Origin of the sequence: Nocardia arizonensis (genome assembly GCF_001310275.1) — a bacterium.
GTDB lineage: Bacteria > Actinomycetota > Actinomycetes > Mycobacteriales > Mycobacteriaceae > Nocardia > Nocardia arizonensis.
On the sequence record NZ_LGYZ01000088.1, the window covers coordinates 14971 to 27163 of the forward strand.

Sequence of the window (12193 nt, forward strand, 5' to 3'; positions counted from 1 at the left end):
AGGAACAGGATCCGCGCGCGCGGCGTTGCACGGTGCGTGACTGACGCGAACCCCGCCCTGACCATGTATTCCACCACCTGGTGTGGTTACTGCCGCAGGCTCAAGAAGCAACTGGAAGAGTCGGGCATCAGCTACGTGGAAATCGATATCGAGCAGGATCCGGCCTCGGCCGAGTTCGTCGGTAGCGTGAACAACGGCAACCACGTGGTGCCGACGGTCAAATTCGCCGACGGCTCGACCGCGACGAATCCGTCGCTCGCGCAAGTCAAACAAGTCCTCGCCGGTCTGGCCTGACCGGACCCGTTCCAACCGGCGCGCGGATCAGTCCTGGGCGGCCCAGGATTCGAGAATGGTCCGCGCGATGGAGATCGTCCCCGGCAACAGCAACCGGACGCTCGCGTCGCGCGTGGACCAGTCACCCGCAGCGAGTGCCGCGCGCACCTCGTCACGGGTGAACCAGTGCGCCTCGGCGATCTCTCCGTCGGAGAAGACCAGCGGCTGGTCCGCATCAGCGACCGCGGCGAAACCCAGCATCAGCGACCGGGGGAACGGCCACGGCTGACTGCCCAGATAGCGGATATCGCGGACGTCGAGACCCACCTCCTCCTTCATCTCCCGCTCGACGCACCGTTCCAGCGACTCGCCCACCTCGACGAATCCGGCCAGGATGGAGTACAGGACCGGCGGCCAGGCGTGCTGGCGCGCCAACAGCACCCGGTCGGCGCCGTCGTGGATCAGGCAGATGACCGCCGGGTCGATACGCGGGAACTCCTCCTTCCCGTCCTCGCTCACCCGTGACCAGCCGCCCTTGGCCAGCACCGTCGCGGCACCGCCCGTGGCGTCGAATCCGGCCTTGTCGTGCCAATTCAGCAGTGCCAGGGCCGAGGAGAGCACCCCTGCGGTGAAATCGTCGATGTCGTCGGCGAGGCGGCGCAGGTCGGTCAGCTCGCCGCCGAGGTCGGGATCGCGCACCGCCCACAGATGTCTGCCGTCGCCGATACCGAGGAATACGGCGGCCGGACTCGGCTCCGCGGACAGGCTCACGGCGTCGTCGAAGACGAGGACGCTACCGGCCATGCGCACTTGACCGCGCGAATTCACGCGCAGCAGCCCGGCGCGCGCCCACCCCTCCTTCAGCGCCTGCTCGTCGGACCGGACATGCTCGGCCCGATCGACGGCGGAACGTGACAGCAGCGGCACGGAATTCAGATCGAAGGACACGTCTCGACCCTAGTCGTCCCGGCGCGCGGACTCATCCTCACTTGTGCACGCGGCGGATATAGAGCAGCTTGTCGCCCGCCTCGATGGCGTCCACCGCGGGTTCGCCGACTCGGTGCAGATCGCCGTCGCGCACCACACCGAGCACGATATCGCTGAGATGCCGCGGTGATCCGCCGATCTCGGACGGTTCCACATCGCGTTCGGCGACCGCGAACCCCTGCTCCGGGGTCAGCAGATCCTCCATGATCTCCACGACCGTCGGGGTGGTGGTCGCGATGCCGAGCAGCCTGCCCGCGGTCTCGGAGGACACCACCACCGAATCCGCGCCCGATTGGCGCAGCAGGTGGGTGTTCTCGGCCTCGCGGATGGCGACCACGATCTTGGCGGTCTTGTTGAGTTCGCGCGCGGTCAGGGTGACCAGCACCGCGGTGTCGTCGCGGTTCGTCGCGACCACCACCGACGCGGCGTTCTGCACACTCGCCAGGCGCAGGACGTCGGACTGGGTGGCCGACCCGTGCACCGTTACCAGACCCGCGTTGCCCGCCGCTTCCAGCGCCAGGGCGTCGGTGTCGACCACGACGACGTCGGCGTGCTGGACGCCGTCGGCCACCATCGCGTCGATCGCGGTTCTGCCCTTGGTTCCGTAGCCGACGACCACGGTGTGATTGCGCACGCTGTGCCTCCAACGCTGGATCTTGAATGCCTGTCGGGAACGCTCGGTGAGCACGCTGATGGTCGTACCGACGAGCACGATGAGGAAAAGCACGCGCAATGGCGTGATGATGACGATATTGGTCAGTCGCGCGGTAGGCGACTCCGGCGCGATATCGCCGTAACCGGTGGTCGAAAGGGAGACCGTGGCGTAGTAGAAGGCATCGAGGAAGGAGATGTCCTCGCCTGCGTTGTCGCGGTAGCCGTCGCGGCCCAAATACACCACCAGCGCCGCGGCGAACAGCAATCCGACGGCGAACAGCACGCGCCGGACCAGCGAAACCCACGGACTCGTCTGCGTCTCGGGGATGCGCAGCATGCCAACCAGCGCGAAATCCGGGCGGCCCGATACGCCGTGCCCGCGCGAGCGCCCTCCGAAGTCACCCGACACCGGTGTCACCATCCCTGCCGCTGCTCGAACCGGCCAACTCCGGCATCACCTGTACCTCCGGCACAGGACGGGAGCCTACCCGGTCGGCGCACTACCGATCGGCCTCGACGCGAACGCCCGGTGAATGTCAGGGTGAGCACGGTCGACAGCGCGTCCCTCCGCCGGGCGGCCCCGTGAGGTGCGGCGGTGACCGGTCATCGGCGCGGCGGGGCGGAGGTCTTGATGAGTTCGGCGAGTTCGGCGGGCCCGGGCAGGTTCGAGGGGGCGACGGTACGGCCCGATCGCACGTAATGGAAGGCCGCGCCGATTTTCTCGAGCATCACGGACTCGCTCGCGCCGGTGCGCGCCGCCATCAACCGAGCCAACGCCACCCGGTAGATCGCCAACTGCACGGCGACGGCGGGTTCGTCGTCGGGTCCCGGCTCCGCGCCGGTCTTCCAGTCCACCACGGTCCACCCGCCGTCCGGCTCGGCGAACACCGCGTCCATGCGACCGCGAATGACGGTGCCCGCGATGGAGGTCTCGAAGGCGACCTCCACCTCCAGCGGACTGCGATGCGCCCACGGCGAATCCAGGAACGCGTCCTGCATCCTGGTCAGATCGGTATCGGCATGCGCGTCGACGGTCTCCGGTTCGCCCGCACCGGGCAGTTCGTCCAGCCCGATCAGCCGCGAACCGGCGAACCAGCGCTGCACCCACGCGTGGAACGCGGTGCCACGGCGCGCCAATGGATTGGGCGGGAACGGCAGCGGACGGCGCAGCCTGCGGGCGAGTTTCACCGGATCGGCGCGCATCTCCACCAGCGCGGTCGCCGGGATCTGGCCCGGAAGTTCGACCTCTCGCGCCACCGCGCCGATCGCCTCGAATTCGGCAAGGAGGGCGTCGACATCCTTCGCCCACCCGTCGGGGTCGTCCGTATCGCCGCCGAATTCGGCGGGCGGTGTGACCTCGGCGGGGCGGTGCTCCCGCGATGCCGGTGCGGCCGTGGCGTCGTCGGGCAGCGGATGGTGGTCGTCGGGCGGATAGTCCTCCGGCGGGGGTTCGAAATCCTCGATAGGCCAGATGTATTCGCCTCCCGGCTGCGCCGAGTCGGGTTCCGGGAGAATGTCGGACTCCGACGGCGCGGCTGCCGGACGGTTTCGTCCGGTGGGGCCGAAGGGGTCGTGCGCGTCATCGAGGTCGGTGCCGCCGGTGTCGGGCGAACCGGGCGGCGCGGTGGCGGGTTCGGGGGGATCGCGGAGGGCGGCAAGGGCGGCGCGGACGAGGGCGGCTCCCTCCTCGACGGGACCGCGTCGGGGGCCGAGCGGGTCGCGGGGCCACTGCGCGGTGGGCGGGTTGTCGGTGAACGGGTTGACCGCCTCGGGTGGGGGCGGGTCGTCCCAGCGGACGATGTCGACGGCGCCGTGGACCGGGCCGCCGGGGGTTTCGGCCGCGGCCCGGAGGTCGCGGAGGAAATCGGAGGGGCCCTTGGGTTTGGAGCCGGTCTCGGCCCAGTGGTGCGCCGAGATCAGCAGGACGCGTTCGGTTCTGGTGACGGCCACGTAGAACAGTCGGCGTTCTTCATCGATCCGGCGACGCTCGAGTGCTTCCTTGTGTGCCTTGATGGCGCGCTCGAGGTCGGAACGGTCGGACAGATCGGACAGGTCGAGCACCGGGACGCCCTCGGCGGCGTCGTCCTGAACGCGGTCGCCGCGCAGGGCGGTCGGGAGTTCGGCGAGCGCGCCAAGCCAGGTGCCCGCGGCGGCGCCGGAGGGGAATACGCCCCGAACCACGTGCGGGACCGCCACGACCTCCCATTCCAGCCCCTTGGCGGCGTGCACCGTGAGCACCTGCACTCGATCGCGCGCGACCTCAACCTCACCCGGCTCCAAACCGTTCTCCACCGATTCCGCCGCCGCGAGGAAGGCGAGCAGACCGCCGAGGGACGCGCCGGAATCGGCGGCGTACCCGGCGACGACCTCGGCGAAGGCGTCCAGATGTTCTCGGCCCGCACCGGAGCCCGCCACCGCGCGGCGCGCCTGTGCCTCCACCCCGACGCCGATGGTGCGCTCCACATCGGCGACCAACTCGGTCAGTGGCTGTCCGCTGCGCTCCCGCAAGGCCGACAGTTCTCGACCGAGCAGCTCGATGCGCTCGTATCCTGACTCCGAATACCGTTGCGCCGGACCGGGATCAGCGATGGCATCGGCCAGCCCGGCCTGTTCCGCGGGTTCGGGAGCGACCTCGCGCAGCGCCTCGGCGAGGGTGGCGCCGTCGGTGATCTCCGCGGTCGACGCGCCCGACAATCTGCTGATCGACAGTTCGCGCGCCCGGCTCGCAAGCGCCGCGATATCGGAAAGCCCTATGCGCCAGCGGGCTCCGGTGAGTATGCGCATGGCCGCGCTGCCCGCGGCGGGTTCGGCGATCAACCGCAGGGTGGCGACGATGTCGGCGACCTCGGGTGTGGCCAGCAGTCCGCCGAGTCCGACGATCTCCACCGGCAGTCCCCGCTCGCGCAGCGCTTCGGCCAGCGGCGCGGCATCGGCGTTGCGGCGCACCAGCACCGCCGAGGTGGGCGGCGTCTCACCTACCTCGCGCCGCGTCGCCCACTCGGCGGCGATCCGCTCGGCGATCCAATCCCGTTCCTGCGCAATGGTTTCCCACAGCGCGAAGGCGACCGGCCCGGATTCCGCGCCGGGTCTGGCCCGCAGCGCGTCCACCGTCACGCCCCCGCTGTCGAGCGCCACGCGCCGCAAGGGTTCGGCCACCAGATTCGCCAATGCCAGCGCCTCGGGCGGATTACGCCAACTCGTCAGCAGCGGCAGGGTCGGCGCGGGAACACCGGGCGCACCGGGGAAGTCGGTGGCGAAGCGAGGCAGATTGGCCGCCGAAGCTCCGCGCCAGCCGTAGATGGACTGCATCGGGTCACCTACCGCCGTCACCGCCAACCGCCCCATTCCCCGACCACCGGCGGCGTCGTCGCGACCGGTGACCGAGGCCGCATCGTCCGGGACCGCGTCGTCCGAGGCCGCGTCGCCGCGCGCGGGGGGCGGGAAGGGCGCGGTTCCGCCGAAGAGGGCGGCCAGCAGGATGCGTTGGGCGTGGCCGGTGTCCTGGTATTCGTCGAGCAGGACCAGGCGGAAGCGTTCGCGTTCGGCGATGCCGACTTCGGGATGGTCGGCGGCGAGGCGGGCGGCCAGCGACATCTGGGCGCCGAAATCGAGGGCGCCGCGGCGGCGCAGGGCGGCGTGCAGTTGACCGACCAGCGGCAGCAGGGCCACGCGTTCGCGCTGGACCTGGAGCGGGCCGAGTAGCGCCTGACTCGGTCCGCCGCGCTGACGCGGTCCGGGCGGCAGGGTGTGCACCAGCTTCTCGAGTTCGGCGTGCGCCTCGGCCAGTTGTTCGGGTTCGACCAGGTGTTCGGCGAGCTGTCCCGACAGCGCGAGCACGGCCTCGGTCACCGAGACCGGTGTGCGCTCGGTATCGAGGTCGCCGTCCCAGGCGCGCACCACCTGATGCGCCACCTGCCACAGCTGTGTCTCGGTGAGCAGCACCGACGACGGTTCGACCGGCAGCAGCAGGCCGTGCTGGGTGAGCAGCCGTCCCGCGTAGGAGTGATAGGTGCTGATCTCGGGCTCGGACGCGGACAGCCGGGTCCGCAACTCCCCGCTCGGGTCCAGTTCCCGCAGCAACGGCGCGCCCGCCAAGCGCGCCAGCCGGGTCCGAATACGAGAGGTCAACTGCTGCGCGGCTTTTCGGGTGAAAGTGAGACCGAGCACCTGATCGGGGGTCACCAGCCGATTGGCCACCATCCACACCACCCGGGCGGCCATCGTCTCGGTCTTGCCCGCCCCCGCCCCGGCCACGACCAGCGTCGGGCCCGCGGGCGCGGCGATGACCGCCGCCTGCTCATCGGTAGGCGGCGGCAACCCAAGAGCCTGCGCCAACCGATGCGGTGTCACCACCACCATCGGCACACCCCTCGGCGCACGTCCCGCGCGACCCCGACCGGGCCGAACCCGACGACGGGACCACCGCCGCCCGGGTCCGCGACGGGTCGCTCGTACCCGACCGCCGCCTGCTTCGTCCGGGCGGCGGCTACGACGGGGGGAAGGTGATGCCCGGGGGTCGACGGCGGCGGGGTCGACGGGCCGGGGATCACTCGATTCATCACCACACTCTCGCAGATGTACGGACGGGAGCGGCCGGGACGTGTGCGGGAAACGGGGTGTGCGGCGGCGGGGTCATTCGTCGGTGACCTGGCGACCCGTGTCCTGTACCGGACAGCTTCCGCGGACCGCGCAGTGGCGGCAGCCGTCGTTGCGCATGGCGAGGTAGCTTGGGCCTCGGGTGGCCGCGGCGGCGTCGTGGATGGTGTCGCGCCAGGTATCGAGTGCCTCGGCGTCGAGGGGTTGCTGTACGCGTTCGGTGGCGCCGTCGCGGCTGGGTTTGGCGACGTAGACCAGTCGCGCGCCGCCGGGTTCGCCCGGATCGGCCGCGGTTTCGTCGGATGCGCCGCCGAGGGCTCCGAAGGCGGCGGCGACCTGGTAGGTGGCGAGTTGGGCGTGGTCGGCGGCGGCCTGTTTGGTGACGGGGGTCTTGCCGGTCTTGACATCGACGATGACGAAACGGCCGAAGGCATCGCGTTCGAGACGGTCGACGCGGCCCTTGATGCGCACCGGGGGCTCGTCCTCGTCACGGGCGGGCAGTTCACAGTCGACGGGCACCTCGACACCGGCCTGGGTGAGTTCTCCGCGGGTATTGCGGACCCAGGCCATGAAGGTCTCCAGCATGGCCTCGGTGCGGCGCAGTTCCTGGCGCGAGTGCCAGCCGGTGCCGGGATCGACGGCGCGCCAGGTGCGTTCCAGGGCGGCCCGCACCTGGGCCTCGGGTACCCGACCCGCCAGCGCCTGGACCAGGGTGTGCACCAGATTGCCGGTGACCGCGTGCGGATTGTCACCGTCGGTGCCGCCATTGCGTTCCAACGCCCACCGCAGCGGGCAGGTGCGCAGCAGTTCCACCGTCGACGGCGACAGCGCCACCGGCGACGCGGTGTCCTCCCACAGCGGCCGGGCGGAGCTGAGTTCGCCGGTGCCGTACCAGTCGTCGGGGTGGGTGCCCGGCACGCCCGCCGCCGCGAGGCGCGCGAGTTGGTGCGCCGCGCGGGCCCGACGCCCCGGGTCGGCATCGCTGTCGCAGACCACGCCGCGCAGGTCGGCGACGAGTGCGTGCATCACCAGCGCGCGGCCGGGATCGACTACGGGCAGCGCGCCGGGTTCACCGCCGCCGTCGTCGTGACCGAGCAGTTCGCCGAGGAAGCGCGACGGGACGAGATCGCGTTCCCCCGTGACGGATTCGACCGCCGTGACCAGCAGCGAGTACCGCGCGCGACTACAGGCCACCAGCAGCAGCCTGCGTTCCTCGGCCAGGATCGGCGCGGATCGGCTCACGTGCTCGCCGAGGGGTTCGATACCCGCGGCGAGATCCACGAGATCCTCGGTATGCAGCAGGGTGCCGCGCGGGCGCGTATTCGGCCAGATGCCCTCTTGGACGGCGGCCACGGCCACCACATCCCATTCCCGGCCCGCCGCGGCGTGCGCGCTCACCAGTGCGACGGCCTCACCCGGCGCGGTCAGCGGTGCGGTGTCCTGCGGAATCTCCTGCTGGACGAGGTATTCGACGAATCCTTCGACACTGGCGCGCGGCAATCGGTCGACGTAGGCCGCGGCGGCGTCGAACAGTCCGACGGCGGCGTCGAGATCCCGATCGGCCTGCATCCCCACCGCCCCACCGCGTTCGGACTGCCCCACCCAGCGCCGTTCCAGTCGCGAGGCGGTCCACAGCGCCCACAGCACCTCCTCGAGCCCCGCCCCGCGCCGCCTCGCCGTGCGCGCGCGCTCGAGCGCGGTCAGTACCCGCCGCAGCGGCGCGGACTCGACCTCGGTGAGCCCGTCCATCAGGACATCCGCGCCGGTCCCGACGAGCAGATCGCGCAGCACCTCCGCCGAGGACCGGTCACCGAGCGGAACCTGTTGCGCGGGTTCGCTATCGACGGGCGATTCGCTCCCGTCGATATCGGCCCGCTTGCGCGGCGACAGATCACGTCGGGCCAGCCGAGCCAGCCATTCGGGCCGGTCCGCATCCCCGCTCGGACGCGAATCAGCGGCGTCGGCCGGTTCCTCGAACTCGAGCCCCCAGTCGATCTCGCTGTCGTGCCGAAGCGATTCCGTCGGATCGTGCGCGACCCACTCGGGATCACCGGCGGCCGCACCGTCGTCCTCGGGCGGACCCGCGAGTTCGTCCTCCTCGGACGCGGGCGCGTCACCGAGCACGCCGATCTCGCCCGACCCACGCCGCACCCGGCTCCGCGCGCGTTCGAATTCCAGCACACTGCGCCGGATTCCGCGCCGCAGGCGGCGGAGGGCGATCTGGTCCGCGCCACCGAGCGGGCCGCCGAGAAGATCGAGCGCGTCTTCGGCGGAGAACAGTCCGGGGTCGGGGCCGCGTTCGCCCGCGAGCAGAGCGCGCAGTGCAAGCAGCATCCACGCCGCACCGCGCCGTCGGGCCAGCGGGATGGCGAGGGCGGGCTGTTGGACGGGGACCCCGGCGGCGAGCAGAGCGCGGCGCAGCGGCGCCAGTGAGAGCGGTACCGACCGGACGATGACCGCCATGCGTGACCACGGCACGCCCGCCGTGAGGTGTGCGCGCCGCAAGTGGTCGGCGATGAGCGCGGCCTCTTTGGCCGGGGTGGCGAGGACCCGCACGCGCACCGCCGCGCCGCGATCATCGGGACGTTCGGGTACGGGGAACCGGTGCGGGGGTGCGCCGGGGAGGCGGGCGGCGATTCGGGCGATGGCGGCGCGCACGGGCGGACTCGCCCGGTGACTCTCGTGCAGGACGATGCGCCGCTGCTCGGGAATGTCCGGGTCGGTGAGGAAGCCCGCGTCCGCACCGCGGAAGGTGAATACGGCCTGGTCGGGATCGCCCGCGACCACGGCGATATGCGAGGCGCCGCCGATGACCCGCACCAGCAGCGCGGCCTGCGGGTCGAGATGTTGGGCGTCGTCGACCAGCAGGTATCGGATTCGGGCGCGCTCGGCGGCCAGCAGGTCCGCGTCGCAGGCGAGCGCGTCCAGTGCCGCGCCGACGAGTTCGGCGGCGTCGAGGGCGGGCGCGGTGGCCTCGGGCGCTTCGACGCCCACCGACCAGCGCAGGAGCATGGCCTGCTCGTATCGCACGGCGAAATGTCCGGCGGCGACCCATTCCGGGCGGTCGTGCGCGCGACCGAGGCGCACGAGTTCCTCGGGGCCGATGCCGCGTTCGGTGGCGCGCAGCATGAGATCGCGCAACTGTTCGGCGAAGCCGCCGAGGGCGAGTGCGGGCTGGAGCCGTTCGGGCCACAGATTCGTCGCGCCCGCGGCGATATCGGTGAGGTCGCCGCGCAGCATTTCCCGCAGCACCGCGTCCTGTTCGGCGCCGGTCAGCAATCGGGGCGGCGGATTGCCGTGCGCGAGAGCGTGTCTGCGCAGTACCGCGAAGGCGTAGGAGTGCACGGTGCGGACCAGCGGTTCCCTGGTCGCGCCCGGTACACCGCCCTCGTTTCCGTCGTCGGAGGTCAGTCGCAGTGTGATGGCGTCGCGCACCGCGGCGGCGGCACGCTTTGAATGGGTCAGGACCAGTACCGATTCCGGATCGGCGCCCTCGGCGATGCGCGCGGCGGCGAGATCGACCAGCAGCGAGGTCTTCCCGGTGCCGGGCCCGCCGAGGACCTGCCACGGCCGGAATCCGGGCCGCACCGGACCCACCTGCCGGTGCGCCTCGAACAGCGGGCGCAGTTCGGCGCCCCAGAGCCTCGCTCCGGGGAGCGCCGCAGTCCGGCGAACCAGTCGCACGGCGCTATCCGATCGCACCACGCGGGCTATTGCAGCAGACGCGACCGACACCAGGCCGGGCTGCCCCGCCGCCACGTGACGCAGCGGACACCGCCCCCGGTTGCCCGCCGCCGACCACCTAGCAGAATGACAGCGTGTCGAGCCTTCATGTGCACCGTTTCGGACCCGCCACCGGACCGCTGGTCCTCGCCCTGCACGGGCTGACCGGACACGGAAGACGTTGGGCGACCCTGGCCGAGCGGCATCTTCCCGATCTGCGCGTCCTCGCTCCCGACCTGCGCGGACACGGTCGTTCGACACCGTTGCCGCCGTGGGATTTCGAACAGGTCGTCGCGGATCTGGTGTCCCTGCTCGCCGCCGAGGCCGACGGTCCGGCACTGGTCGTCGGTCATTCCTTCGGCGGTGCGAGCGCGATCCATCTGGCGCACCGTCATCCCGATCTGGTTCGCGGCCTGGTGCTGCTTGACCCGGCCATCGCCTACGACCCGGTCCGGCTCGAGGACATCGCCCGCAGCACGCTCGCCCACCCCGACTACGCCGATGTCGACGCGGCCCGCGCCGACAAACTCGCCAGTTCCTGGGACGAGGTGCCCGCCGACGAACTCGAGGCCGAACTCGCCGAACATCTGGTCCCCACCGTCGCGGGACGGGTGGGCTGGCGGATGAGCATGCCCGCGATCACCTCGTACTGGGGTCAGCTCGCGCGCGATTTCGTATTGCCGCCCGCTGATCTGCCGACCGTGCTCGTGCAGGCCATGAAGGTCGACCCGCCGTTCGTCACACCGCGATTCCGCGCCGCCCTCACCGCACATCTCGGTCCGCGGCTGACCGTGCGCGAGATGGACTGCGATCACATGGTCGTCCAGGCCCGGCCCGCGCAGGTCGCGGCGTTGGTGCGCGAGGCGCTGGGCTGATGCCGACCTCCGATGCCGAGATAGAACTCGTCCGCGCGCTCGTCGCGCGTATTCCGCCCGGCTCGGTGGCCACCTACGGCGACATCGCGGAGGCCGCCGGACTGTCGACGCCGCGGACCGTGGGCTGGATCATGCGCACCGATTCCGCGGACCTGCCGTGGCACCGGGTGATCGGCGCAGCGGGCCAACCCGCCGCCCATATCGCGCATCGCCAACTGCGGCTGCTGGCCGAGGAGGGGGTGCCCGTGCGGGACGGTCGGGTGAATCTGCGGGCCGCACGATTTCGGTTTCGCGAACTTCCGTAGCGCGGGCGGTGTGCCGGGTTACCGTTGGGTATGTCCACCCGCTTGGCGTGTGTCGTCTTCGACGCAGACCGGCCCAGGTCGGTAGCGGGATTCTGGGCGGAGCTGCTCGGCTGGACGGTGACCCTGGATCGACCCGACGAGGTCGATGTCGCGGCACACGACCCCGACGGCCTCGAGATCGCCCTCACCTTCCTGCCCGCCGATCAGGCCAAGCACGGCAAGAACCGCATCCACCTCGACCTGGCCAGCCGGTCGCTCGACCATCAGCGGGTCCAGGTGGACCGGGCGCTGTCACTTGGCGCGCGCCGGGTCGATATCGGTCAGGGTTCGGTGCCATGGGCGGTGCTCGCCGACCCGGAGGGCAACGAGTTCTGCGTGCTGGAACCGCGCGAACAGTACGTCGACACCGGCGCCATCGCGGCCATCGTGATCGACACGCACGATCCGCTGCGTCTGGCCTCGTTCTGGGCGACGGCCTCGGGCTGGCCGCTGAGCCACGACTCGACCGATGCCGCGGGATTGCGTTCGGCCACCGGATTGGGCTGCTGGCTGGAGTTCGTGCGCACCCACGAGACCAAATGCCGCCGCAACCGCCTGCGTCTGGACCTGACCGCCTTCCCCGCCGACGATCCGTTGCACGAGGTGGCACGCCTGCGGGCGGCGGGCGCGACACCGCTCGCCGAGGGCAGTCTCGGCGCGGCTTCCGGACTCCCGCTGGCCGATCCCGAGGCCAACGAATTCTGTCTGCTCCGCGCGGCCCCCGACTATCTGGTCATCTGA

General features: G+C 71.2%; 8 protein-coding genes. 4 read left to right on the forward strand and 4 right to left on the reverse strand.

Features of this window, described 5'->3' with window-relative positions; translation table 11 throughout:
- Nucleotides 1-63 precede the first annotated feature (63 nt).
- Complete coding sequence (locus APZ21_RS20900; protein WP_054815140.1) at nt 64-294, forward strand: mycoredoxin; 231 nt, start codon at nt 64-66, stop codon at nt 292-294.
- A gap of 27 nt (nt 295-321) precedes the next feature.
- On the opposite strand, the gene nudC is transcribed toward APZ21_RS20900, so the two are convergent.
- The 4 genes from nudC to APZ21_RS20920 all read right to left on the reverse strand — a co-directional run bounded on the left by nudC (nt 322) and on the right by APZ21_RS20920 (nt 10194).
- Nucleotides 322-1221 (reverse strand): NAD(+) diphosphatase, encoded by a 900-nt coding sequence (nudC, locus tag APZ21_RS20905; protein ID WP_054814980.1) that lies wholly within the window; start codon nt 1219-1221, stop codon nt 322-324.
- Between the two features lie 37 nt (nt 1222-1258).
- Complete coding sequence (locus APZ21_RS20910) at nt 1259-2251, reverse strand: potassium channel family protein (RefSeq protein ID WP_239476749.1); 993 nt, start codon at nt 2249-2251, stop codon at nt 1259-1261.
- Between the two features lie 266 nt (nt 2252-2517).
- Nucleotides 2518-6273 carry an ATP-dependent helicase gene (locus APZ21_RS20915; RefSeq protein ID WP_054814982.1) on the reverse strand — a complete coding sequence of 1252 codons (3756 nt, stop codon included), beginning with the start codon at nt 6271-6273 and terminating at the stop codon, nt 2518-2520.
- A gap of 273 nt (nt 6274-6546) precedes the next feature.
- Nucleotides 6547-10194 carry a PD-(D/E)XK nuclease family protein gene (locus tag APZ21_RS20920; RefSeq protein WP_371852323.1) on the reverse strand — a complete coding sequence of 1216 codons (3648 nt, stop codon included), beginning with the start codon at nt 10192-10194 and terminating at the stop codon, nt 6547-6549.
- A 134-nt stretch (nt 10195-10328) separates the two neighbouring features.
- On the opposite strand from APZ21_RS20920, the gene APZ21_RS20925 reads away from it, so the two are divergent.
- From APZ21_RS20925 to APZ21_RS20935, 3 genes are read left to right on the forward strand one after another with little or no spacing between them, the layout of a single operon-like run.
- Complete coding sequence (locus APZ21_RS20925) at nt 10329-11108, forward strand: alpha/beta fold hydrolase (protein ID WP_054814983.1); 780 nt, start codon at nt 10329-10331, stop codon at nt 11106-11108.
- Complete coding sequence (locus tag APZ21_RS20930; RefSeq protein ID WP_054814984.1) at nt 11108-11413, forward strand: MGMT family protein; 306 nt, start codon at nt 11108-11110, stop codon at nt 11411-11413. Before APZ21_RS20925 ends, APZ21_RS20930 begins: the two co-directional genes overlap by 1 nt.
- A gap of 30 nt (nt 11414-11443) precedes the next feature.
- Nucleotides 11444-12193: a VOC family protein gene (locus APZ21_RS20935; RefSeq protein WP_054814985.1), complete on the forward strand. Its 750-nt coding sequence runs from the start codon at nt 11444-11446 to the stop codon at nt 12191-12193.

What these genes read in the sequence shown, in the direction of transcription:
- APZ21_RS20900 (WP_054815140.1), top strand. Translation starts at nt 64, where the DNA reads ATGTATTCCACCACCTGGTGTGGTTACTGCCGCAGGCTCAAGAAGCAA.
- APZ21_RS20910 (WP_239476749.1), bottom strand. Translation starts at nt 2,251, where the DNA reads ATGCTGCGCATCCCCGAGACGCAGACGAGTCCGTGGGTTTCGCTGGTC.
- APZ21_RS20915 (WP_054814982.1), bottom strand. Translation starts at nt 6,273, where the DNA reads ATGGTGGTGGTGACACCGCATCGGTTGGCGCAGGCTCTTGGGTTGCCG.
- APZ21_RS20930 (WP_054814984.1), top strand. Translation starts at nt 11,108, where the DNA reads ATGCCGACCTCCGATGCCGAGATAGAACTCGTCCGCGCGCTCGTCGCG.
- APZ21_RS20935 (WP_054814985.1), top strand. Translation starts at nt 11,444, where the DNA reads ATGTCCACCCGCTTGGCGTGTGTCGTCTTCGACGCAGACCGGCCCAGG.